The sequence below is a fragment of the Terribacillus sp. DMT04 genome (assembly GCF_019056395.1).
GTDB classification, from domain to species: Bacteria; Bacillota; Bacilli; order Bacillales; family Amphibacillaceae; genus Terribacillus; species Terribacillus aidingensis_A.
In genome coordinates this window covers 78187-102868 of record NZ_CP077640.1, presented here as the reverse complement: position 1 = coordinate 102868, position 24682 = coordinate 78187, and the positions used below count along the sequence as shown (strand labels likewise).

25 protein-coding genes and 1 riboswitch are annotated in these 24682 nt (G+C 37.6%); of the genes, 1 reads left to right on the top strand and 24 read right to left on the bottom strand.

Going from position 1 to position 24682, the window contains the following annotated elements; genetic code table 11:
- Positions 1 to 15 precede the first annotated feature (15 nt).
- The gene (locus tag KS242_RS17915; RefSeq protein ID WP_217324258.1) at positions 16 to 339 is read right to left on the bottom strand and encodes a DUF6018 family natural product bioysynthesis protein; all 324 of its coding nucleotides are present in this window, start codon (positions 337 to 339) and stop codon (positions 16 to 18) included.
- Positions 340 to 694: 355 nt separating this feature from the next.
- Entirely contained in the window at positions 695 to 3199 is a 2505-nt protein-coding gene (locus KS242_RS17910) for a DEAD/DEAH box helicase (protein ID WP_217324257.1), read from the bottom strand.
- Positions 3200 to 3393: 194 nt separating this feature from the next.
- Here KS242_RS17910 and KS242_RS17905 point away from each other — a divergent pair.
- Positions 3394 to 4541 (top strand): IS3 family transposase gene (locus tag KS242_RS17905; protein ID WP_217324256.1). Its coding sequence is split into 2 segments (ribosomal slippage): positions 3394 to 3667 and positions 3667 to 4541, totalling 1149 coding nucleotides; the frame shifts between segments, so codons are not numbered across the junction.
- A 72-nt stretch (positions 4542 to 4613) separates the two neighbouring features.
- Here the strand turns inward: KS242_RS17905 and KS242_RS17900 are convergent.
- The 22 genes from KS242_RS17900 to KS242_RS17795 all read right to left on the bottom strand — a co-directional run bounded on the left by KS242_RS17900 (position 4614) and on the right by KS242_RS17795 (position 24556).
- Positions 4614 to 5414 carry a hypothetical protein gene (locus KS242_RS17900; protein ID WP_217324255.1) on the bottom strand — a complete coding sequence of 267 codons (801 nt, stop codon included), beginning with the start codon at positions 5412 to 5414 and terminating at the stop codon, positions 4614 to 4616.
- Positions 5415 to 5717, bottom strand: coding sequence for a hypothetical protein (locus KS242_RS17895; RefSeq protein WP_217324254.1), 303 nt, complete (start codon positions 5715 to 5717; stop codon positions 5415 to 5417).
- Entirely contained in the window at positions 5717 to 5974 is a 258-nt protein-coding gene (locus KS242_RS17890) for a hypothetical protein (RefSeq protein ID WP_217324253.1), read from the bottom strand. The genes KS242_RS17895 and KS242_RS17890 overlap by 1 nt, the downstream gene beginning before the upstream one ends.
- Before the next feature lie 111 nt (positions 5975 to 6085).
- Entirely contained in the window at positions 6086 to 6643 is a 558-nt protein-coding gene (locus KS242_RS17885; RefSeq protein ID WP_217324252.1) for a hypothetical protein, read from the bottom strand.
- A 214-nt stretch (positions 6644 to 6857) separates the two neighbouring features.
- Positions 6858 to 7166 (bottom strand): hypothetical protein, encoded by a 309-nt coding sequence (locus tag KS242_RS17880; protein ID WP_217324251.1) that lies wholly within the window; start codon positions 7164 to 7166, stop codon positions 6858 to 6860.
- A gap of 129 nt (positions 7167 to 7295) precedes the next feature.
- Positions 7296 to 7378: riboswitch (cyclic di-GMP riboswitch) on the bottom strand.
- Complete coding sequence (locus KS242_RS17875; protein ID WP_217324322.1) at positions 7369 to 7617, bottom strand: helix-turn-helix domain-containing protein; 249 nt, start codon at positions 7615 to 7617, stop codon at positions 7369 to 7371. It overlaps the preceding riboswitch by 10 nt.
- Before the next feature lie 410 nt (positions 7618 to 8027).
- A complete protein-coding gene (locus tag KS242_RS17870) occupies positions 8028 to 10598 on the bottom strand; it encodes a PKD domain-containing protein (RefSeq protein ID WP_217324250.1) in 2571 nt (856 codons plus the stop codon).
- A gap of 363 nt (positions 10599 to 10961) precedes the next feature.
- On the bottom strand, positions 10962 to 11918 hold the full coding sequence (locus KS242_RS17865) for a hypothetical protein (RefSeq protein WP_217324249.1): 957 nt from the start codon (positions 11916 to 11918) through the stop codon (positions 10962 to 10964).
- A gap of 10 nt (positions 11919 to 11928) precedes the next feature.
- A complete protein-coding gene (locus KS242_RS17860) occupies positions 11929 to 12600 on the bottom strand; it encodes a class A sortase (protein ID WP_217324248.1) in 672 nt (223 codons plus the stop codon).
- A gap of 59 nt (positions 12601 to 12659) precedes the next feature.
- Positions 12660 to 13748 carry an LPXTG cell wall anchor domain-containing protein gene (locus tag KS242_RS17855; protein ID WP_217324247.1) on the bottom strand — a complete coding sequence of 363 codons (1089 nt, stop codon included), beginning with the start codon at positions 13746 to 13748 and terminating at the stop codon, positions 12660 to 12662.
- A gap of 354 nt (positions 13749 to 14102) precedes the next feature.
- Positions 14103 to 14597 (bottom strand): peptidase M23, encoded by a 495-nt coding sequence (locus tag KS242_RS17850; protein WP_217324246.1) that lies wholly within the window; start codon positions 14595 to 14597, stop codon positions 14103 to 14105.
- A gap of 19 nt (positions 14598 to 14616) precedes the next feature.
- Positions 14617 to 14994 (bottom strand): hypothetical protein, encoded by a 378-nt coding sequence (locus tag KS242_RS17845; protein ID WP_217324245.1) that lies wholly within the window; start codon positions 14992 to 14994, stop codon positions 14617 to 14619.
- A gap of 48 nt (positions 14995 to 15042) precedes the next feature.
- Positions 15043 to 15198, bottom strand: a complete 156-nt coding sequence (locus KS242_RS17840) for a hypothetical protein (protein WP_217324244.1) — start codon at positions 15196 to 15198, stop codon at positions 15043 to 15045.
- 214 nt (positions 15199 to 15412) lie between these two features.
- A complete protein-coding gene (locus KS242_RS17835) occupies positions 15413 to 15550 on the bottom strand; it encodes a hypothetical protein (protein ID WP_217324243.1) in 138 nt (45 codons plus the stop codon).
- 15 nt (positions 15551 to 15565) lie between these two features.
- Positions 15566 to 16474 carry a hypothetical protein gene (locus KS242_RS17830; protein ID WP_254391897.1) on the bottom strand — a complete coding sequence of 303 codons (909 nt, stop codon included), beginning with the start codon at positions 16472 to 16474 and terminating at the stop codon, positions 15566 to 15568.
- 20 nt (positions 16475 to 16494) lie between these two features.
- Positions 16495 to 17481: a hypothetical protein gene (locus KS242_RS17825; RefSeq protein ID WP_217324242.1), complete on the bottom strand. Its 987-nt coding sequence runs from the start codon at positions 17479 to 17481 to the stop codon at positions 16495 to 16497.
- The gene (locus tag KS242_RS17820) at positions 17478 to 18965 is read right to left on the bottom strand and encodes an ATPase, T2SS/T4P/T4SS family (protein WP_217324241.1); all 1488 of its coding nucleotides are present in this window, start codon (positions 18963 to 18965) and stop codon (positions 17478 to 17480) included. The genes KS242_RS17825 and KS242_RS17820 overlap by 4 nt, the downstream gene beginning before the upstream one ends.
- Complete coding sequence (locus KS242_RS17815) at positions 18965 to 20161, bottom strand: CpaE/TadZ family protein (protein ID WP_254391896.1); 1197 nt, start codon at positions 20159 to 20161, stop codon at positions 18965 to 18967. The genes KS242_RS17820 and KS242_RS17815 overlap by 1 nt, the downstream gene beginning before the upstream one ends.
- A 12-nt stretch (positions 20162 to 20173) precedes the next feature.
- Positions 20174 to 20935 (bottom strand): hypothetical protein, encoded by a 762-nt coding sequence (locus KS242_RS17810; RefSeq protein ID WP_217324240.1) that lies wholly within the window; start codon positions 20933 to 20935, stop codon positions 20174 to 20176.
- 18 nt (positions 20936 to 20953) lie between these two features.
- Entirely contained in the window at positions 20954 to 22450 is a 1497-nt protein-coding gene (locus KS242_RS17805; RefSeq protein ID WP_217324239.1) for a hypothetical protein, read from the bottom strand.
- Between the two features lie 237 nt (positions 22451 to 22687).
- A complete protein-coding gene (locus tag KS242_RS17800; RefSeq protein ID WP_254391895.1) occupies positions 22688 to 23548 on the bottom strand; it encodes a replication-relaxation family protein in 861 nt (286 codons plus the stop codon).
- Positions 23549 to 23656: 108 nt separating this feature from the next.
- Positions 23657 to 24556 (bottom strand): S1 RNA-binding domain-containing protein, encoded by a 900-nt coding sequence (locus tag KS242_RS17795; protein ID WP_254391894.1) that lies wholly within the window; start codon positions 24554 to 24556, stop codon positions 23657 to 23659.
- Between the last annotated feature and the right edge of the window lie 126 nt (positions 24557 to 24682).

Here is a 24682-nt window from a genome sequence, read left to right as displayed (position 1 = left end):
TTTTAATTGCTCCTCTCAATCAACGTCGAAAAAGAATTCGATGATTTTTTGGATTGTATTTTTAATACTACGTTTCTCTACAGCTGCGCCGATGCGATATTCTGTCTCACCTTTAAATCTCCATATAACTTTCTTTTGATGGACCTTTTCTAAAGCTGAGATAAATTTCAATGCTTCCTGGAGCGCCTCTTTTTTGTTACGCGTCTTACAGCGATAGAACTCTCTTTGACCACCTTTGTAAATGTACTCGATTTGAGCTCTTGTCTTCATAACCCGTTCGATCCTTGCTAAGCCATTATTTCTTATTGTTGTACTCGATTTTGCTGTGTTGCTTCCCATGTTTAAAACATCCTTTCTGAAGATAATTTATATAAAACGCAAAAAAGCGCTCTTCAGAGTCTATTAAATACACTAATGTGTAGACAATAGCTCCAAAGAGCGCGTTACGTTTCATAATAAGGTTAATTAATCACCGCGAACCAGTAATGGTTGCTATAAAATAGAAAAGAAAACTTAATAAATATAGTTTACTATTAAATCTACTTTTCTACAACGGGTAATACCTTGCATTGAATAAGTTAATGATATACTACAGGTCACTAACCCTACCCTTTATTCAATTCATCGATGAAATTTATGCTGCAATTTGAAAAGCCACAAGTTCAATTCCTCATCTTCACTCCATATTTTAATATCATTCTTGTTCTTCGAACTGAACTAAGTAGTTATCCGCAATCCGATCAGACCGAAGATTTGACTCTTCAAGTAGACGATTGCATTCTGCTTCTAGCATTTTAGTTTCAAGTTGTGAGTCGACCAGCGCTTCCAAAAGTGTTCGAGCATCTGAAACGAGGGACATAAGTTTCTCATACGTTATTGCATGAGACGCTCCTGCCACAGCCGATCGAGTTGCTTTGTTCTTCGGATGCACACTTACCCTAAAACATTTGTATCCTGGATATGCTGCAGCAAACCATTCTGCAGCAACTAGAAGCTGACCATGTTCTCCCTTTGTCAATGCATTTTTTGCTTTTTTTCTACTTTTTGCTTCTATAACATATCCAACACTATCAGGGAGGAGCCACAGTACATCAGGACCTTCACCGTCTTTATCATGGCGCTCCGATTTAAGGCCCATAAATAATGCTAAATCACAGAGTGCTTGTTCAAACTGATTAGCTGTAGCATCTTGATGAAGGTTAGAAACAACTTCCTCAAAAGATTGTAAGTAACCCTGTCGAAGCCGATAACTTCCAATTCTATTCACAATTTCTTTTGATTGTACTCCAGGGATAGGTAATGGACGATAAGGCGGAAGGGTTTTTGGTCTTATCAAATTTCTATTATTTGCATAGGCTTGCCGCTGTAAGTCTAATGATCTATCATCATTTCCCCATTCGTTTGATATGCGAGCAGCTAATTGTAGAAACCATCCTCGCATCTGAGGATCAGTATCTTCTTCGTTATGTATTACACGTTCAAGTTTTGCAATTGCCTCATTATGATAACCATCATTCCAAAGGTTTACGGCCTTCCTTTCTGCAGCAGCCTGCTTTAAGTATGATTCATCAGACTCATTTTCAAGATCAGCTAAAGTTTCAGCGTGATATTCAGTCCAGTCTTTGTCCCTTTCATAACTCCTTTGAATAGTTAGTGCTAAATCCTTTAAATTTTCTATTTCTTTACTTATCACGATCCCCATGTCTAATTGAGCCCTTGTTGCACTAGTTAGAAATCTAAAATTCGCATCTTTTGAAATCCATGATGAAATATCACTTCCTACTAATAAGATTACACAATGATCTCCGGCTCCACGTGCGCCTCTACCCATGCCTTGTTCAATTCTTTGTGCTAACATTCGAGTTATTGTATTACCACCGTATAGAGCGCTTGCTCTAAATAGTTCGTAGCTCGATGTTCCTGATGGCAATCCATTCATCAAAAGTAAACGACACGAATCCCCCGGCAAGTCAATTCCATCATAACGGTTTGAAAAGACGACAGGTCCTCTAATTTGTTCTTCTTGTAACTGATTAACCAATTCTTCTACTTGTTTCGCTCCCTTTGCAACGGTTGCCTCTGCCGACCATTCTGCTGCTTTTTTATCTGATGATACTAGAACAACAGATCCAAGATCCTTTTTTTCAGAAGTCCACTTTATGATTCTTTCACCATCTTCTTTTTTGTACTTAAATGGCATCAACTCTGGTATAAGAATCATTCTCTCACTGATACCCGCCAAAGAACGAGATTGAAGAGCATTTTTAACACTTTCTGGATTGGCATCAAAAGTTCTTATAATTTCACTATCATCTGCAATGGTAGCTGACATATATATTCTTCTTGGAGCTTCTGAGAATGTTGGGAATGCATCTACCAAGGGAAGAATAGGAGTTATTGTGAACGCATCCTTATTAATAAGTGCATGACAGAGATGCAGTTGATCTCTTAATAATGGCCATATTAAATCATACTTATCCGAATCAGACTTAAGTTGTTCTCTTACAGCCTCTAATTTTTCGTTCCAAGCCCAGTACGGTACTTCGAGTGTTGAAAAGTCAGAGCCTGATACTATATCCTCTAGTGTTCCAAGTTTATCTGTATCTTTAAAAGATTTTCTAAACAAATCTACCAGTTCAGAATAGCGTGCTCTATTATCTTTAGTTTTTACTTCAAGTGTAAAAGAATTACGAACAACTGAAAAAGCTGCATGGGCATCGTCGAGAATAACAGCTCCTATTTTCTGTATCTTTGCTTCACCTCGCAAACCAAATTTGCTTTTACCATGGAAAAGAGCTTTATAAGTAGCTACCATAACAGCTTTCCCGTTAACATATTCTTCGTCAAGGTTCTCTCCTGGTACGTATGGTACAGCAGGTATGCCATGTCTTTCAGCTTTCTCGAGAGTTTGCTGCACTAGTTGCTTATTAGGTGCAAGGTAAAGAACCGGTTCGCCGGTTTCATTAAGAGTTGATTGTGCGATTAATAACCCTACTAATGTTTTTCCACCACCAGTATGTAATTTAATGACAATATCTTTTTGTTTATCTCTCAGATCAAACCATTTTTTAAGTATTTCAGTTTGACTTGTATATAGATCATTAAATCCTTCTGGCTTAGGCAATCTTCTTAGTATCTCTGTAGGAATTATAGACTTCGGCTTGCTCTTCTTCGATTTTAGTTTCTTAAAATCAACCATCTTGTCACCCTCATTCTTTAGAATAAATATAGTACGAAATAACTAAAGTAATTGTCTCAAAATCCCAATACATATACAACAAAAAAAGCGGAGATACAGGGGACTGACCCCTTAGGCTGAGACAAATAAAAAACACCTTCAAGGTTGAAAACGGATGATCGTTATCCGAAATAATACTTGGAGGTGTTTTTTCTATGGGGACAAGAGTGAGTTATCCATTGGAAGTCAAACAGAAAGCAGTAGAAATGAAAATGGCAGGCAGGTCTACAAAAGAAATTATGGACAGTTTAAATATAAAGAACAAGACTCAGGTAGAAACGTGGGTTAGATGGTACAAATCAGGAGAAGTGCATCGTTTCGAACAGCCTGTCGGAAAACAATATACTTACGGAAAAGGACCTGCTTACACATCGGAAATGGAGAAGCTGCAGGCCGAGAATCGCTACTTAAAGCAACAAAATGAAGTTTTAAAAAAGTACAAGGAATTGGAAAGGAAGTTGATAGAGAAACGGCAGTTGGGCTTGTAGAACACTTGAATAAAACTATGACAGTACAGGATATCTGTATGCATCTAGGCATCTCAAGAGCATCTTATTATCGCTGGAAAGTTAAAGAGAAAGATGCATGGAAAGAACAATTAGAAAAACAAATCGGCACATTGTGCCGAAAACATAGGTACCGATATGGATATCGAAAAATCACTGCCATACTGCGACAGGAATACTGTGTCAATCACAAGGCTGTGCAGCGCATTATGCAGAAGAATCAATGGCAGTGCCGCGTCAAAGTGAAAAAACGTAAGAATACAGGGCAGCCATATGCCGTCGCAGAAAATATATTGGATCGGAACTTTCAGTCCGATCGTCGGTTAGAGAAACTCGTAACAGATATTACTTACTTGCCTTACGGTCAGAAACAATTGTATCTTTCCAGCATATTGGATCTGTACAATGGTGAAGTAATTGCTTTCTCAGTTGGAGATAAACAAGACACAGCGTTTGTGTTAGATACACTCGCTCAGCTACCAACATTGCCGGAGAACTGCATACTGCATAGTGACCAAGGATCCGTATACACTTCTTACGAATACCAAAAAGCTGTAAAAGCAAAAGGCATTACCATGAGCATGTCCCAGAAAGGGACGCCCGCTGATAATGCCTCCATCGAATCGTTTCATTCCTCACTAAAGTCTGAAACGTTCTATCTCAACAGCATAGTTCGGACTACGAGTGCCATCGTAGAGCGTACTGTCGAAGATTACATTCATTATTATAACAACATTCGTATTCAAACGAAACTAAACAACCAATCACCGATACAATATCGACAATTGGCTGTTTGAAGGTGTTTTGATCCCTGTCTCAAAAACAGGGGTCAGTCCCACAGATCTCCGCTTTTTTTATTAATGTCATTCTTACCCGATTCTCTTGGACATCCATGCATTTCTTAATTTATCTTCGTCATCTAAAGACATGATTACAAAATCTAATCTCACATTCTCAATATGCTTAAACTGTTCTAAATCACTCTTTTTAATTGAACCATTTAACATCAAATCATTTAGTTTTTCAGTGTTTGGTTTTCCGTATTCAATTAATACACCTGATCCAAAATCTTTAAATATCTCTTCATTTTCATATTTAGGCTTATTTTCTTTTATGATAACTGAACCATATTTGTAGGAAAGCTTACGATGCTCCTTTAGTAAGGAGCACGATTGCATCTCTAGTTTAACGGATTCATATTTTTCTTCTAGTTGCTTATATTCTTTGTTGATCATATTAAAGTTCAATAGATGCTCTTTTATTGTTCCCTCGCTTATAGTATCTGTGCTTTTAAGTAGCTGCTTTCCTATCTTATTGAAATAAGGAACGACTGTACAATCTCCTGGAACTTTGTAGTCCATTAATTGTTCAGCCATGAAAAGGTTGTCTTTTAAGAGAGAGTGATCAAGTTCAACAACTTTTTTCAAATACCCTAAATCATCAAGATAAGTATTAAGAGCAGTAGTATCGATTCTACTGACTTTCTTAGGTACAAATTTTGCGACCAAACCTTGTTTTTTAAATTCATGTCTTTTAACTTCTGAATTTATCAGCTCTTCCTTAACTACATTCCGAATCTGTTCGAGTTGGCGCTCCTTTGTTTTAAGCTGAATATACATACCACCTTCAACAAGTTCTTGCATTATATCTGCTGCAGTCATGTTTTTCATTTATAGTACTCCCTCCTGATGCATTTCTTGTATCTGCGTCACTAACTCCAGGTATTGTTCTTCATTGCTACAAATACAATGATCAATTCCCAGCAAGTAGCTATCTAATTTCACAGCATCAGCAGCTTTAATGTTAGCTATGTGCTCCTTAAGGTTATTTTCAAATTCCGCCTCGTCTTCATCATTATCAGGTTCAGAGTTATTCCAAATATTAATTAATGTATCCTTTGCTTCTTCCAAGCTGCATACTCTACGATCATCCAAATCCTGCAAGTCCACGAGGATATATAATTTTTCTCCCATCAAATCTCATCTCCTAAACTCTTGTTCTTCTTGTGGTCATACCATTTCCAACTGTCATTCCATAATTTGTGTATTGCAGCTGAAGTTTTTTCATCAAAATAATTACGTAAATCCATCCAATCGTCTGTCTCCCAAATAAGATCATTTAAATCGAATATCATCAGATCTTGAGGTGTACTCCAAGCTACAATTGCCTCTTCATTTATTGTTATGGATTTTATCTCTGCATGGCCGCTTACGCTAATGTGTAGCACCATACATCTGCCTCCTGTATTAAGTAACTCTGAATTATTTATAATCATCTTAAATTTCCTCCCATAAAAAATAGCTTTAAGAAAATTTTCTTAAAGCCGCCTCTAATCTATTTTTTAAGCATAACTCTGATCTAAGATTGTTAGCAGACTCAATTCATCGTTGATATCTAGCTGTTTCCCTAAATCTTCTATGAGCTGCAGGGTTTCGTATACCTTGAGTTTTTTCCCTGGATTGGCTCTTTTTTGAATCAACATTTGATTTGAACTGACTACGAAATATGCTCCATCTTTAAAGAACATACCTCTTGAATCAATTGTCTTGTGTTTATTGCTTTTCTTTAACTCACGCAACATTCTATCCACTTTGTCTTGGTCCTTATACTGTAATTCAACACCTGTTACTACAGGGGATGCCCAGCCTAGAACCATATCAAGAATATAAGAAGTTGCCTCAGCACTCGCATTTGAGTACACTCTTATCGCGGATAGCCCATTCTTAGGTTGTGAGTTGAAAGGACAAATTTCAAAAGTCCTATCATCAGCCTGCACAAAATAACTCTTAGTTCGCTGATCAAAGCTTACACCTGCCAAACCACTCTTGATTTCATTCATACTGTGATTGATAAATACCGTAATTATGAAAATATCATCATTTCCGCCCCATTTTTTCATTACAAGCATCCTCTCTTAATATTAGTTATTAATACAATGGCCTCATGAATCACCCCCAAAAAAGGCATAAAAAAAAGCCTTTGGGTTTGGTTTTTTAATGTAAAAACCAAGCCCAAAGGCTCTTTTATAATTTGTAAACACAGCTAATCGCAATACGATTGCAATAAAAATTAAGATAATATCTTATAGCTGAATTATAACAGAGATATAATTGTTAGTTCAATCCATAATTAAACAGATCAGAGTTGTTATTTGCTAAATCATCAAATTGAATTTGATCCAATTCGATAACGTGTTCAATTACTTTTTCTGTTGTTAGTGACTCACTTACTTTTGAATTCAATTCGTTAATTTTAAGTTCTCTTGAACCAGTTTTATAAACTTTCATACCTTCTAATATATCTTGTTCAGAATCTCTAATCTCGCTAGACAAAGTTACTAATTCAACATATTCCTCTTTATTTAACATAAAGTATGTACGTTTATACAGAAGTCTGGTTTGCTTATTTGCTCCAATTAACATTACGAGAACACCTTCCCTTTAAAATGTTTTAATTCCCCTAATATGATTTATTTAATCGTAATACATAATTAATAGCACCGTTGTAAGATTTCATAATTTACTTTTTTAAAAAAAATAACCTTCTTTAGCTAAAGAGAAGGTCGGTTGCACTAGTAGCTCCAGGTTGCATAAGTGCCCATATACATCAACCTTTCTTCGCTCCCTATAAATCCTTATCGTCGGTAAGTACTCTATAACGCAGCAGTTCCGACATATGAACGCCCAGTGCAACAGATAATCTATATATGTTTAGTAGTGAAACATTTCTCCGGCCGCGCTCTATGTCACTGACATATGTACGATGTAATCCACACATTGCTCCAAGTTCTTCTTGAGACAAGCCTTTTTGGATCCTTAATTGCTTCACAATAATGCCTAAGCCTTTATATAGCGCCTTTTCAAGTTCTTCCATAAGCAAATGATAGTATACCCATAAAAGTACTTCTACAGACTATAAGTTACATTTGGTTTCTCAAGAGGAATAATTTTATATAATTCTACAACTTATAGTGATTTTATCACAGGTTTATTCCAAAAGATAGAAATTTTGTGTATTGTTAATTGTTAAATAGTACAATTTGTTATTGACTTTCCTAAGCACCAGAAAGTATTACTTTGCTGAAAGGTAATAATCGGAACAAAAAAAGGACTCTACACCTGTAACGGCGCAGGGTCCTTTTGATAGGAATTCAATCAGCGTAGACAGAAGACTGTCCTGTTGCTTTATGTTTCTCCGGAGCGTCCTCTAGAGAAGAAACCCGCCATTATATTAAACAATAGCGGGTTTTAGTAGTAACACTCCTAAAATGGTTGCGATGCTATTTAGAAGCTTTTATGGAATTTAAGAACGTCATATACGTCTCCTATGATATTTACTGTAACTGTATCAGTCTTTACAACGCCATTAGCATAGGTAACAACAAATTCAAATGTAGCTTCTCCTTCTCTCAAGGCTGTAGATCCTTTCAAGAAGCTTTCTTCATACAATTCGCCGTTAGCTTCAGTATCTGTATCCATTTGCATTTTAACAGTCTTTCTGAATTGGCTGCTATTCTCCTGGTAGCCTTTAAACCTAGACTCAATGTTTGTGACAGGATAAGGTGATGTATTCGCTTTTAGTACGAATGCTTCACCAGAATAGAAATCTTCAGGCTTGTTGCCCAGTTCCTGATGGATTTCATTCCATTTATCCGTATGTTCAACAAACCCTTCCAGAGTTAAGGCTTTTACTACAATTACAACTGGAACTTCTACTTTGTCAAATCCATCATCCACAATGCCAACAAAGGTATAGTCATCTTTTTCTACCTTATCGATTGTATAACATGAGCTTTGACCGCTCTTCATATCATTCTCTTGAAGTACGGATTCTAAAGTTCCATTACCTTTTTTCATCTTCAATTCGATGTCTAACGGATCATTATCTTTGTCGGTTGGCTTCAAGCATATAGATACTTTATCTCCTTCATATACTGTTGATGGAGTATAGGTAACTGTTAATTCCGGAAGATTGTTCTTTATTGTAACAGACTTAGTTTCGCTATCCTTAGCGCCATGTTCATCTGTCACAGTTAACCTTACTTCGTATTCATCAACGGTTTTAAAAGTGAACGCAGGATTTGCTTCTGTACTCATCTTAGTCCATTGTCCTGTTCCTTTTATACGATACTCATAGAGATACGTAAGCTTATCATTTTCTGCATCAGACGACTTATCAGTGAATTTAACTGAATCGATACGAGTTGCGGGGTTTGGATTTATAGTGAAGTTTGCTTCAGGAGCAATATTTTCAATCTCCACTTGCTTTGTTATGCTATCCGAATCACCTTCTGTATCTGTCACAGTTAATCTTACATCGTAGGTGCCAACTTTAGGGAACTTATATGAATGGTCAGCTGCTGTACTGATAGAGGACCAAGTCTCGGTACCTTGTAGCTTTATCTCATATTTATAAGTAAGCTTGTCACCTTCTGGATCACTCGATTTATCCTTAATATTAACGGTTGTAAGTCTGTTCGTCGGATTTGGTGTGGCATCAAAATCAGCGATTGGCTTGAGATTTTCAACTTGTACGCTAACAATTTCTGTATCAGAATCACCATCAACATCAGTTACAGTCTGCCGTAACTCATAAGTACCCACTTCAGGGAACTTGTATGATGTATCTTTATCATCGCTGAGTTTTGTCCAAGAACTGCTGCCCTTTAATCGAATTTCGTACTTATGTGTTATTGAGTCTCTATCCGGATCACTAGCATTGGACTTTATTTGCACAGTTTCCAGTCGCGTCGTTGGGTTTGGTCTGGCCGTAAAACCCGCTTCTGGTGGTCTGTTCTTTACATCGATTTCCCTTTCATAAGTATCACTATTATACTTATCAGAGACTGTAAGTTTTATCTTCCACTTACCTTTAACATCGAGTACTTTTGCGGGATTCTTTGAAGTAGAAAACGATATGTATCTACTTAAGTCTGGTCTTGTGTACTCCCATTTGTAAGTAAGCTTATCATTTTCGGGATCACTCGATTGATCGGTAAACTTAACCTGAGTATCGTTATAAACGGTACTTGGGCTATATTTGAACTTTGCCGAAGGAGGTTCATTAGGAATGTAAGAAAGCCTAGCCTGGCTGCCTAAGAAGGACCAGTAAGCAGATGCTGCCCACCGCTTCTTATTGTTATCTTCCGGTGCGTTAACCGCATACCATACAGCAGTCTGGCTTTCGTCCGAGTCTACGCTTGTATACGTTCTATTTGTAGTAAAGTATTTACCTCTTATTGATGAACTTGCTTTCTGACGTGGTTCTGTTCGCCTCAAGACATTTGTGCCGATCATCTGAAGTTTATTCGCATCTATTCCACTTGAGAGAGAGACTTCACCTTCAGCAAATTCACGATTCGAAAAATTAAAAGGAACATTCAGCGTTGTATATACAATGTGATTATCTACTCTTTTTACGATGTACAATGCCCATTCTTTTTTCTTACGATCATTTGTAAATAGCTCGTCTAAAGGCAGATAAGCATCAAACCCAACACCATCGTAACGCATATTACAATCATACTGGTTATCCTTGTTGGTTGCATTAGAAGAACATTCATTCCAAACACCAGAGCCCTGATTATTGTACTCTAGGTCCTCTGTAGCGCTTAGATTTTTTTGAAGAGTACCATAGACTTTTACATCCTTGCCTCCCACCTCTTGTGCCACAATGTACGTTTCTTGATTTGATTTTGTGTGTTTTTTATGACCAAATAATACAGCCCACCCTTGGAAATTGACGTATTCACGTTTGCCCTTTCCAAAATCTTTCGAGACAACTTTAAATCCCCCAGATGTGTACTTATGAGAATAGACATCATAAGCGAGCGCTCTACCACTTGTGGCCGGCATACTCTTATTTCCAAAGTTCTTGCTCCAACCATTCCTAACACTTGATTCAACATCGTATGGAGAATCCGCGGCTTCTACCTTATCATGCACTGTAAAAACAATAAGGAATGCCAGGAGCATAACTATTGATATTGTTATTTTCTTCAGAGGAAACGCCTCCTTTCTTTTTTGCTAGAAGGATAACTATGTATCTCCCGCAAGAATAATGAATAAGATAATGTTTTTGAACATGATAAAACCTCCTTAAAGAAATCGAAAAAGGCCTAAATAGGCATGGTTCACATGTCTATTTAGGCCTTATACCTTGTCTTATTTAGTTACTTTTATTTTATATTTTAATTTCCTTTTAAGCAATAGTGTGATCTATTTAGCTCTCTTTTTTCTTCTCCATATAAGAACAGCTGCTGTCACAATCACTGCAAGTACAATAACTGCAGATACCCACCATAAACTATTACTTCCTTGGTCCTCTTCGGTACTTTTTACTTTTTCTTTTTTGGCTTCACTAGCAGCGGATTCTTTTAATTTTTTTTCTTCATCTATGCCTTTGTCTTCTTTATTCTCTTTTTCCTCTTTATCAGCATTCTCATCGTCTGATGCTTTATCTGTAGTAGAATCTGTCTCTTTATTTTCCTCTTTATTAGAGACATTTTCTTCAGTGCTTACATTAGAAGAATCGTCACTCTCATCATTAGTAGAATCAGACGTTTTTGCTATATTATCATTTGAGCTCTTTCTTGCTTCAGTTGAAACAGACGCAGAACTTGAATCTGATTTCGCAGATGGTGAATTTGATTCCTGATTACTTGAATTACTTGATGAATTTGTTCCGGTTGCCGGTTGCGACTGTTGCTTTGTATCTTGACTTGATTTCGGGTTACTTTCTGTTTTGTTCTCTACCTTAGGTTCAGGTTTCGGCTCTGGTTTAGGTTCAGGTTTTGGCTCTGGTTTTGGCTCTGGCTTAGGTTCAGGCTTTGGCTCTGGTTTTGGCTCTGGCTTAGGTTCGGGTTTCGTGTTCGTCAGCTTGGTATAAACTGTGAGTTTAACCTCTTCAGATTGACCTGGAACCACAACATTAAACTGTTGACCACTGTGGCTAATATCTTGACGAATTAATCCTGAGATAATAAAGTGGTTGTCACCATAATACCCAACGATTAACCCATTACATACCCCAGAAGCATTTGCTCCTGTTCCATAACTTGTATTCTTCGATGAATCAATAGAAATCTGACAGCTTGCAGCTGCTAAACTATCCATTGGTTTTACTAGAAACGAAAATAATAAGATCACTAGCATAAATCGTATTGTATTCTTCATGTCGCGCTCCTTATGAGTTTAATTTTTCCCACATATCTTTGTTGTATCCTACTGTCTGAACAAGTTCAGCAATAACCGCTGTTCTGTATGTATCATCAGAACTTTCACAAGTTAGAAGGGTAATTTCATTAAGACCTCGATCGTTTAAAATATTTACTTCTGTTTCGTGAATAGTTCTCTTTTCGGTTACTACAAACTTATAGATTTTATTGGAATCAGTGGTGTATACTTCATCACCGTCTTCTAACTGCTCTATGCGGCTAAAGAACAACGATTTGTCTTTCATATTATGAGCAGCGAGTGTGTAATTCCCCTCTCCCATAACGTCTCCTGGAAGTACTGTAGCAGCTCCTCTGTTTAAGTGTTCATCAGAAGCTCCTTCGAATATAGCTAACTCAATCTTCAAAGAAGGAATTGCTACAATTCCTGACGTAGAATCTTCAACAACTTTGATACTTTTTAAGTTACCATCATCTTCATCATTATCTTTATTCTCTGTGGGCAGTAAGACCACTGGTTCAGCCTGCGGTTCTTTCAGAGCTTGTTCCAGGGCATCATGACTATCTCGGTTGAGTTCCTTATATTCATCACTCGCCCGTTGGCCAAGATAGATATTATATCCTCCTATTAGAAACAGAGTTATAATGCTTATCCATGCCAACCATTTCATATACTTCTTCATCTCAGGCCCCCCTATAGTAAAAAAAGGGAAAGACTAATGTCTCTCCCTTTTTCGGTTAGTTATTTTTTCAAGAATGTTTTTCTTGAAGCAAACAACATCGCTCCTACTGCAGCTACAGTAACAAGAATAATTCCGATTAACGTGTTATGAGATGATTTATTATCATCTCCCGTTTGTGGAAGTGTCTTCTCTGTATATTTGCTGCTTGAAGTTTCAGAAGCTGTTGTTTTAGCATCTGTTACTTCATTGGAGTCGTTTTGTTTAGTTACTTCACCATTGTTGTTTTCTGTAGTATTAGTATCTTTCACTTGCTCTTCATTAGATGAAGTAGGAGTTTCAGAATCGTTGTCTACAGGATTTACTACTACTGTTGAATTCTCATCTGAAGAATCTGGAGTAGTAGTTACTGGTGTATTAGGATCCACGACTGGAGTTTCTGACTCTGTTGGTTCCTCAACTGGTGTTTCCGGAGTAGTTGGCTCTTCAACTGGAGTTTCTGGCTCTGTCGGTTCCTCAACTGGTGTTTCCGGAGTAGTTGGCTCTTCAACTGGAGTTTCTGGCTCTGTCGGTTCCTCAACTGGTGTTTCCGGAGTAGTTGGCTCTTCAACTGGAGTTTCTGGCTCTGTCGGTTCCTCAACTGGTGTTTCCGGAGTAGTTGGCTCTTCAACTGGAGTTTCTGGCTCTGTCGGTTCCTCAACTGGTGTTTCCGGAGTAGTTGGCTCTTCAACTGGAGCTTCTGGCTCTGTTGGTTCCTCAACTGGTGTTTCCGGAGTAGTTGGCTCTTCAACTGGAGTCTCTGGTTCTGCTGGTGGCTCTGTAGTACCTGCACCTGGTTCTACAGTGTAAACTGTTAGAGTAACTGTTTCGCCAGATCCTGGGACTAGTACTTCATATTGTTGGCCATTTCTTTCAACATCGTAGTTGATTAAACCGCTAACAATGAAGTGATTGTCACCATAGTAACCAAAGACTAGACCTTCTAAGTCACCAGTAGCATTAGCTGCAGTCGCAAAGCTTGTGTTTTCATCTGCAACGATCGTAAGCGTAGATGTATTATCTGCCGCATACACTGGCTGCTCTTTTGTAAAACCAAAACTTAAAATAAGTACCGCTAGTAAACCGTAAAACAACTTTCTCATTTTCTTCATAACTACACTCTCCTCTTATTTGTTTCTTTCTCACACTCATTTCTTCTGCTACTGCCTCTCTACTCTATAAAGCTCTAATACTAAACATAGACACAAAAAAAGCGCTCTATAGAAGTAGATTGTTCAACAAATAATGTGTTGAAAAACCCAGGTTCCATAGAACGCTTTAGTTTAGTATTAAAACTGCGAACCAGTAATGGTTGCCAAGAAATCAGAAATAAAATGAGTATGCATATAGTATAGTTCAAATTACTTCTAAAATCCAGTATATTCTGAGAAGTGGGCTTTAAAAATATGTAATTTGGAGGAGAAAAACAGTAGTCTTTACTATTATCGGCAGTTTTGGAAGAATGTTTACTTAAAATACTCATAAACTACTGCTTTTCTTATATTAATTCCTTCTCCTCTAAAATATCTTGGGCTCTTAGTTGATAAAACCGCGACGATACTTGGACCATTTACACGTTCTACAATATTATATTGATTGTTATTGTAGTCCATAGGGAAAGTAGCATTACTATCATCTATAAATTCAATACTTTCTACCTCAAACTCGTCCTGGTAGTAAGAATCGACTTCCGGTTCGAAGAACTTATTTGAAGAACTCTTTAATTCTAGGTTAATCACTAAGCTTTGATTAAAATTATCTCTCGCCTGCACTTGATCAAACACAATGTTCCCTTGAGCTAATTGTGCTTCATCAAGGGCAAGCGCAGCATCGTGTACAGCAAGCTCAAGTGCATTTTTAACCTGTCTATTGGCAGTCCTATCAGCTTCCTGGTTATATTGCATAGATATAATAAAAGCAAACATAGCTCCCAGGAATAAGATTCTGAGTACATGAGACATATTTAAACTCCTTTAGATGCTAATTTATATACTCACTTAAAACTTGGGTGTCTTTCTTAATTGTTCGCGGACCTGAAATGAAAATATCAAAGAGGAATATAGGGCCACGAGGTACTTCAATACTTCCTTCTATGTATTCGTTTCTATACGTAAGATTTTTTGTTGCATTAATATCAATTTTATCTGGGTCAAAGTTATAATCTTCTACAAGTTCTGAGCGCATATCTGCAATAATCTCTTCCGTGAATCTTCCCTCTATAGATGCTTTCTTTGCTCCCTCATGTAGAACAACTTCAACCGCTTCTCTGTGCAAGCTGTCTACATAGCCTAATATAGGTGCGAACATAAAATTTGCCACTAAAACAATCGTCATCCATTTTTGAAGTACTGCCGGCATTAAATTCACTCCTTAAAAAAATGAAGTAAGGGGGTTCCCCCCTTACTCTTACTTCGATGGTAGGTCTGCTTCAACACTTGTTACATGGCCGCTGTAAGTATTTGCTTGATCGCTCATAAGGTTATAACCTACACCAAAGAGCAAAATTCCAATCGCTAATGCTGTGATACCGAATTTTAGAAAAGTAGATAAAGCTGTATTCATTGTTAATTCCTCCAATTGATAGTTAAATTTATTTTTTAAGAGTTATAACACTCTTTAAAAATCATAATTGATGATTAGTTTCGATATTACTTTGGTAATCTTGATTCTTATTAGACATGAGTTCAAAGGTTGTGTAAGCTATCAGAGATATTATTACCGCTGTAAATCCTATAAACATAAAAGCCTGAAGCACCTTGGACATGCACAACCCTCCTTAGGAACTTTGCTCAATGTAACCATTGACGTCGCCCACAAAACCATTAATTTGGTCGAAAAACAAACCATATATAAGTATTCCTGTGATGAGCGCTGCAAACCCCAGCTTCATCCAAGCAGCCAAGGTAGTATTCAATATAAACCACCTCCTTTAAAATCCTTGACTGTCTTGAAGAATCTCCATAACCATTACAATCACTACTGCAACGAAGTTCAAAATGATAATAAAGTGTGTAGCCTTGATTGGAAGAGAAGAGAGCTCATTAGTGACCTTTTTCCTTCTGCGATAGTTCTCTATTTGGGATTTAATGAACATATCGTTTAATCCACTAAGTGAGTTTAATGCCGTATCTATTTCAATCTCATCTAAACTACTGATGATATTAGCGAGTGCCCGAGCCTCTTTTGAACCAATTTCATCTGCAAAGCGATTTAAAGCTACTTTAGGACCTTCATCATTTGTCCAATTTGTTAGTAAGCGGTTGTAAGATTCACTTATAACATCAAAGTAGGGTCTTAAATTTCTTAACAGGTTGTATGAATTGATCCTAGTGTTGTTCATCATTCTTAATTCGTTGGTAATAAGGTCGTAGAGCATGAATATCTCTGCGTTCTTTTTAGCAATTCGGTATTCTACTATCCGCTTCATCGTATATACGAAAAGCGAGTATGGAAAACTAGGTAAAAACAGCAGCGCGAAAGCGATAATACCTACGAAAGCCCAATTGCTAATTAATCTGCCAGTTAGCATTGGTAGCAAAACATAGTTTGCTATTAGCAAGCCCACAATACTGAAATAAATTACAAAGTACCTCGTCGAATTTAAACCTAAAGGATAATTTGTGAGCTTGAACCATTTTTCTGCCTTTGTTTCCTTGGCGGTCTTGATAATTTGTTGCTTACTATTACTAAAGGATTGTTTTAATCGCAGCCGCGTCTGTAACCTTTCAGTATTAGTAGTGAGCCCAGCGTATACAAGATAACCAGTACTCAAGGCCAAAACAGTATAAAATCCATAAAACAATATTGGGATAATCTTAAAGATCAGCGATTGATCCAAAACTTTCTCCCTCCTTTCTTTTATAAATCATTTTTAGGACTCTTAAGTATTAAAGAAATAATTACGGAAAAGACTGTTCCAATCGATCCTAAGGTAAATAGAAGCAGAGTATATCTATTGTTAAATTGCAAGTTAAACCAGTCCTGTGCACCAGATACAAAATAGCCTAATGCTACAGAGGCAATCAGAATTGGTATTGTAAGATAACCTGTGTGTACTGTATCCAATATTCCAGACTTTTCTTCTTCTAGCATCTCTTCTGTATCTTCTATTTGCCTTGTTAAGACCATTAGTGTCTTTAATACATTTTCTTTATCCGTATATGCCTTTAAAATGATACTCCCTAGTCTTTTTGCCCAGCTATTTCCTACAGTAAAGACAAAAACAGAGATTGTATTTCTAAGCTCTTCATTATTTCTAGCTGTTTGAAGATCATTTACTAACTTAGTCATTATCTTTCTTAATGTAGGTTCTACAACAATCCTTTGAGTTTCTTTTAGGGCATAATACATGTCGTGTTGGTTAGCGCTATACTGTTGCATTATTATTTGAACTAACTCTCTAAATTCACCGGACATAGCGGACCTAATTTTCCTTAACTTTATCTGCAGGAACAGATAAGGTATCGTTGCTATAAGGACTCCGAGAGTTATTGCTAAAACTATGTCCTTAAAAGCAATAACCGTCATAACACTTGTGACGACTAAGAGCAACATCGATGTGATAAAGAACGAGCCCACATCTTGTTCTGATTTTTCATTTTTGGTTGCGTTAATCAACATTTGAATGTGATTCAGAAAGGCACCATTATGAGTGATATCAGTTTCTTTTACGGTGGATTCAATCCGCATCTTTCGTAATCTGTATTTGTACTTCCACTGACCATATTTTTCTCTAACGGGTGCGCTTAAGACTAATTGGACAAAGTAAATTACGGCTATGGAAATGAGAATATAGAAAATGTAGTAAATACCGTCTCCCCAGAACCACTGGTAGAGTTTGCTCATATTGCTTCACCAAAGATCTCGGCCAATAAATGTCTAGTGCTTTCTTTGTAATCCCTCATCGATGATTCTTTTTCACGTTCTTTTAATAGATGAACTAACTTCTTAGTTTCAGGCAAGTTTTCCTCTGCCATAAGCAGCAGCAGCCGATCACTGATCTTAGAGTTGTAGTAGTACTTACCAGTCGAATAACTATATCTAATCAAATCATTAGTTTCATCTTGCTTAGTTTCTTCATTCCAAATGATTTCTGTAACAGACAATACTCTTTTCTTTCTCCTGTCTCTTTCAGCAGTAGTTGTAATAACTAGGTCTAGGTTTCTTGCTACGCGCTCCAACTCATTTGCAAATACTCGGTTAGGAAATTCATCTAGTAAGTGACGCGTAATCTGCGGAACTATGCTATCTTTATCCGTTAAGTGATATGAGCTTATAGCCCCTCTTTCGCCCCGCTCACATGCTTGTAGGTAAGCTTCTGTTTCTAATGACCTTATCTCTCCTACAACAATAAAGTCATGCTCCATCCGGAGTAAACGAAGTAAAGCAGTGTGAAGGTCTCCTTCTTTTGCTTGAACCTCAAAGACTAGGTTTGGTAAGGATTTACTTAACTGCAGCTCGAAGTGTTTCTCCATCGAAGCAATCACATATTTTGGATCCCGCTGCTTCACCATAGTCTTTAGTAAGGTGGATTTAGCTGATCGAACACGACCAGCGATAATAATATTCGGCATAGTACGGGAAAGAGCTTGGAAGATTCCAATATCCCTTTCGTCAATGGTGCCTAGTTCAGCCTGCTTTTCTAAGCTGACTTCTTTTACAACAAATCTACGGAACATAACATAGTTCTCGCGGCTGCGGGGTTTCTGGATCATAGTGATACGGCTGCCATCTTCTCGTTCAATCTCCAATTCTGGAGTTTCTTTATTTATAATTGAATCACTCGAACGGATAGTAAATGTCCTCTTGATATGTTCCACTACGTCATCACTTGCAAATCGCTCTTCCTGAAGGACAAATTCTCCATTAACATCTATCCATAATTCGGTCCCGCGAATTGCTGCCGCTTCACTTTCCGGGTACTTCTCCCACTTCTGAAGAATGGAGATACCCCAAACTTCATGGAAAATGGCTTCTGCTAAGGAGTCATAAAAATAAGGATATTCACTAACGCTTAAGTTACTTGAATGCAACACTTCGTTGATCTTATTGATGAAGTAAGCCATTTCATCCTTATCACCTATTACAGCTTTGTGTACTCTATCAAGCCATTCACTACTTCCTTCACCTGTTAGCGTGTTATTTACATCCATTTGCGTTTTGACTTTTTGGCAAAGGGACTTAAATTCTTCCTCTTTCTTTTCCGTACTTGACTTTGTTCTAGGAGCTTCTCCACCAATATCCTTGATGCGGCTAGTGAGCCATTGGCCGACGTCATAATGTTCTTCCTTGATATGCTGTTCATCATGTAGGAGGTTTTTTTTGATCATTATCTACCAACTCCTGCAGGTTTTTTATTAGTGAACAATTTGCCGAATAGACCTGTATTTTTATCAATATCTTGATCTTTAATTGATAATTTAGTTTCTGAGATAATTAGGTTAGATACAATATCTATGTTCTTTTTATATTCGCCTTTAGCTACGTTATATAGAAGTTCCTTTTGGCGAACTGCAACCGGACCAAGTTCTGCCATATCAGGGATAGTAGCTAGACGTGATATATTCATCTCATCTTCCAAGTCTTTCTCAGAAATCAGAGACATATTTGGATTGTATCGATTAATTAAAAGCATAAACTCTGATTTCTTCACACCAGCTGGTTCTAACAATTGTTCAAAGACGTGAGGGAAATAACCACGATATCCTTTATCTTCTTGTGTCGTTACAATAAATCTTAAATCACTGCTTACTAAAGTCTCGGCAGCTACTGCTGTATCAAAATGTGTACCGCCATCAATTAGAACCAGGTCAAATGTTTTCTTTGCGATATCTAATAGATGTTCAATCTCTTCGATTCGATAAAAGCGCTGCAGCTTAATATCACGATTGCCGGCCAAGTGGTAGAAATTCTTATGCTTGTGCACTGACCTTTCAAGTAGGTTAGGAGTCAAAGATTTTGTTTGAAGATCGACCTTTAAGTCATTTAAGAACTTTCCGTTATATTCGAAGAAGTAATCGGAAGGATCCCATGCATTCAAACTGAGTACCAACACTTTCTCATTTACCTGAGAGGAAATAGATTCTGCTAGGTTAAATGTTGTGGTACTTACGCCGGCCCCACTGTGCGTTCCATATAACACTACGGTCTGTTTACTGGCGATAGACATCTCTGTTTTCATTTGGTTGTACATCTTATCTGTGACTTCTCTTGGACTTAAGTTAGGTGGTAACGTTTTAACCTTATAAGCTGAGCAGAAGTATTGAATCTGTTTTGCTTCATCACGATTGATTCCATCAGGAAGCTTGTAAAAAACCGGTATATCGGGATACTGCTCTGTTGCCTTACCTAACTCATGTTGATGTTTATGATTTCCATCAATTAGTAGTGCGTTAATATCAACAGTAAAAGTCTTATTATGCTTATCTAGTTCGCCTACTGTGAGTGCTAGTTTAATATCATCATGTTGCTCAAAAAGTTCTTTGTAGATTTTGTCATTGCTTAAAGTTCCTATTACCATCTCCATTTGTACTGCCCCCTAGTTATAAGTAATGTATAGTTTCTCTCCACTTAGTACTGTGTTCATTAACAAATCAAAGTCCGCTTCATCCAGGATTACTTCAAGATCGGAAATATTACCTGTCGCATTTAATCGTTCTTCTGTGCCTTTTTCTTCAATTTCATTTGTAACTTCTTGGTTAGATGAATCCTTTACATATACAACTTTTACATCCTGTAAAATTGGTGCTTTTAATTTAGTTGCTGCCACTTCTTGGTCAGGATTTGTGCTGGATACAATTGTTTCTCCATCCGCATCATCAGAGTCGTTATCAGACTCTTGAGTCTCGTTTGCTGTATTTGTTTCGATGTCTGTATCGCTTATTGCGTAGATATCAATACTGTCTTTTCTTCTTAGTGATCCTGGTTGAGCAAAAATCATGTCATTTACAATTGGTCTAATTGCTTCACCTTTAGAGCGGTCTGGAACCAAATCTTCAAAATCAATATCTTCTTTAGACACAATTGAGTTATTCACTAGATTTTTACCTGCTTCCTTGCCGATAACCTCTTTAAAGTCTGTGGCAAGCGCTGTTCCAGCAACTAAATCCTGTTTTCTTCTCCGTTCTACAATGACATTATCTTCTGTAAGCTGGTCTTTTGCTTTGATACCTTCTTCAGCGTTTACTATCAGAACTTCAACGCTATCCATCTTGTCTTTAAAAAATAATTCATACGTTGGAAGGCAAGCCAGAAGCAGAACAGCTGTACCTAAAGCTAGGAAAATCTTTTTATTTTTCATTTCATATCTCCTCGTTATTTAATTTTCATTCGTAACTATTTTTATCTTCTTATTCATCAAACGTCCCATGAGGCTGCTACCTTTTTGTTTCTTCCTAAATTCTTTAGGTAGAAGTAATTCAAGAACTGGAGCAAGAGCCTTCTCTATACTCTCTCGATTTTTCCTTGAATCATTTAAGAATTCTCCTTTAGTTTGAGACATGAAAACGTCTTGAGAAGAAAACTCGGGAATGCAGGTAGTGAAATCTAGGTCTAATGCTTGATTTGCTAGCTCTATCAGTTCTTTATCAAATCCATTGCTGAAACGATTACCGATTAAGTGAAACTTATCATCGTTTGCCATTTCAAAGAGCAAGCTCTTTTGTAAGTCATTCTCGTCAAAGATATTCTGTAGATTGCTTAAATCTGGTTCGACCACGCAGAACACGTGGCTGGCTACACTGAATAATTCTCTATAAACTGGCTTCGCCCAATCCGCACCGGCGTCTATAATCGTTACCGTTGCTGTACTTGCGAACAGCATTTTTATGTAATTATCAAATCCAAAGTATTGCTCATCATATTCTTTTTCTGCAGCAGGATTCTTTACAAGGAGATTAACGTCACGGAAGATCCAATCTTCCACTTGTTCAGAATCAAGTTCATACTCTGTTATTTGCTGAAAATACTTACTTCTGTAATTTGGCTTCAGGTTATGGCCATTAAATCGATCCCATGTATATGATGGTTGAAATGGATTCTCCATATAGGTTGTCGAAACTCCTAACATAGCCAACTGCCGGCTGACAATGTGCGAAAAAAATGTAGAGCCGCTTCTTGCAAAGGGGCTGATAACCAGGACTGTCTTTCGTTCGACTGGAATACCTACTACCTTTTCAACCTGTTCACTAAGCTGTATTTGATAATTCCGCTTAATAACTTGCTTTTGTACAATCGGCTTCTCAGGTTTCTCTCGCTTTTCTTTCTTCGGCTTTTGCGGTGGGGGCTCTTCTACCTCTTTAAGAGGCTCTGTATCTACCACATCTTCTTGTTCTGGCTTTTTCTCAAGTACAGTAGGAGCTGGTATATCGACCTTTGCTACCTCTGCTGCAGTGTTCATGAACCTTGAAACGTTTGAGAAAAGCGGCTCATTCTTCAACTGATTAATCATGGCGTCCAAATCAATAGAGTTCTTGTTGAAAATATCTAGTACATGGTATGCAACAAGGTTAGTCAGAAATGGATCACTATTCTCTCTCTCACAAAGAAATACTACTCGTACCTTGTCATTGAATTGCTCTCTTATCCGATAGACTGTTTCAATCCATTCTCTATCACTACTTTTAAAGTCATTAGGTAAGTAGTAGTCATGTAAGATGAGAATGTCAGGTTGTTCTGCAATAATAAATTCGTCCAAATAACGATGATGCATGACTTCACTGTCTATCACTTCGAAATCATCTTCATGCGTACTAAGGTGGTTTCGAAGAATTTTACTGTATGTTGCATCTCCGATTGCTAGTAAGACTTTTTTCAAAACCGTCACTCCATCTTTTATCCAGAAATATAAAAAACCCCGAAAAAATCACGATCATTCATGATTTTTTCGGGGTTTTCCCGATAATATTATATTGTCAGTTCCCAGCCATGGGAAGCTGGGAACCCACCTTTCCGAATATATATTCAGAAAGGATGCTTGAGACAATATTAGCACTTGTGTTCGGTAACGTCAACAAAATTTATTACCATTATTTTGTAAGTTTTGTCCTGTATTTTAGCCTTCATAAGGCTTTGCTAAGAAATCCAACCGCGATCTCTTTAGCTCTCCTTTTATAGGGCTATATATTGCTGTCTCTAACCCTGAATCCACCATATCTTCTTCAACACAAATCCAAATCTTAAACGGGAAAGTATCTAACAGTAGTTCTTTATTAAGATGATTTGCTATTGATAGTGTAGACGTAAATAGAACTACTACCGGTATATTGTCACCCATCCCGCGTATTGGAAGGTTGCCTAAGCTCTTATAAACTCCAGCCCAGGAATATAATTTTTCTCTAATGAACCCCACAAAATCTTGACTCTGTTGAGTCCTCTCCATTAAGAAGTTCAAATTTCCTTTAGGAGTTTGGATTTCAGCAGCACCCATAGGCTTTTTAATTCTCATATGATCAGCAATCGTAGTATTCCATTTCCATGACTTAGCTACTTTTGCCTCGATAAGCCTACATCTGAGCTCATTCATTGCTACATACCGCTGTACCGCTCCTACCCCAAGTGTATCCCATCTGCCTGGTTCCATAAAGAAGTCTTCATTGTAGAAGTGTTTTAAAAACTTATAGCCAGCCACTCCTAGAGTGAAAGGAGCAGGCGGCTTAATTTCTTCATCCTCATCTGTAGATACCCTAATCTTCCATCTGTCTACCAAACCAAACTTTCTGAAACGGTCTAAGCGTTTAGAAACATCTGATCTAGACATCTTAGAAGCAAGGTATCTTCTTAATTGGTCTTCGTTGCTACATATGGAATCGCCAAGCACTTTAAGGAGCATTATATCTGCGTCATCGATAATCTTTCTAAGGTAAAGTGACAGCACCGCATCAAGGCTAACATGCGGCCTATAGTTCTTTGGCAAGAACTTATATCCCTTTATTAGTGGATGATCCCAAAAAGGAATTTCTCCCCGCTTGTTATAATAATAGGGATATTCTAGTGCGTCATCCTTTACAAGCTCTATTGTCATTTAGTCGAAAAGGAACGAAGCTACGTCTTTTTTCTGTTTCTTGCCGCGGGGATAAGCATAGATAACAACTTTGCAGCGCCGGCTCTCTTTATCAATAGTTCTAATGCGGCATGAAACAATATCGCCAACATCCGGTTCTTGTAGACTTCTCGGCTTAATACCCTTTACTTCTAGTCCGTTGTCCAGCTGTACGAAAATACCGTGGATAGGATGAACGTTAGTAATCTTACCTGCAATACCTTCCATGTCTTTCATCTGTTCCAATTGATCAAATGGATCCTCGATGGCTGCTCTTCTGCTAACTTGTACTAGCTGTCTCTCTTCGTCGATACGTAATACCTTTACTTCAACTTTAGAACCGCGAGTTACCTGAGTCTCTATATCTCTTATGCGGCCATGATCCCATTCTGCAGTATTCATAAAGCAATTGGTCCCATTCACTTTCACAAATATTGTGCGTGATTGTGGATTATATCCGGAGATAACACCTTCGTAAACTTCTTTAGACAGAGTCTCTTCGTCTTTACGGGTGCGCAATTCCTCCCAGAAAGCGGCGCTCTTTATTTCATCTGCTCTCTTAACACTGACAGTAGCGATTTCATTTTCGAGATCCAGAGCTGTAATAACAAACTCCTGGATTGATCCAACAAAGCCAATTAAGCTGGAGAACTCATGAGCGGAGAATTCACTTGCAGGGCAATAGGCTCTGATGCCGCCTTCAAGTCTGAAAATAGCTACTTCCACTTCCTTTGTTACTACTCTGCCACTTTCTTCTGTAGGCATTTTCATTTTTGTAGTGGAACTTACCGCGCCTCTTGTTATTTCTCCGGTACGCCGCTTATTAGCTAATTCCTCAAGCTCGACATTACTGTTCCAGGACTTCAAAAGTGTTTCTGTCATATGATACCCCTCCAAAAAATTAAATAAAAACACCCCAACACATACGATGCCTAGAGGCAAAGTAGTATTGGGGTGTCCCATTAGTCATATTCGCTTATAGTGTAGATACTACATTATGATTATATA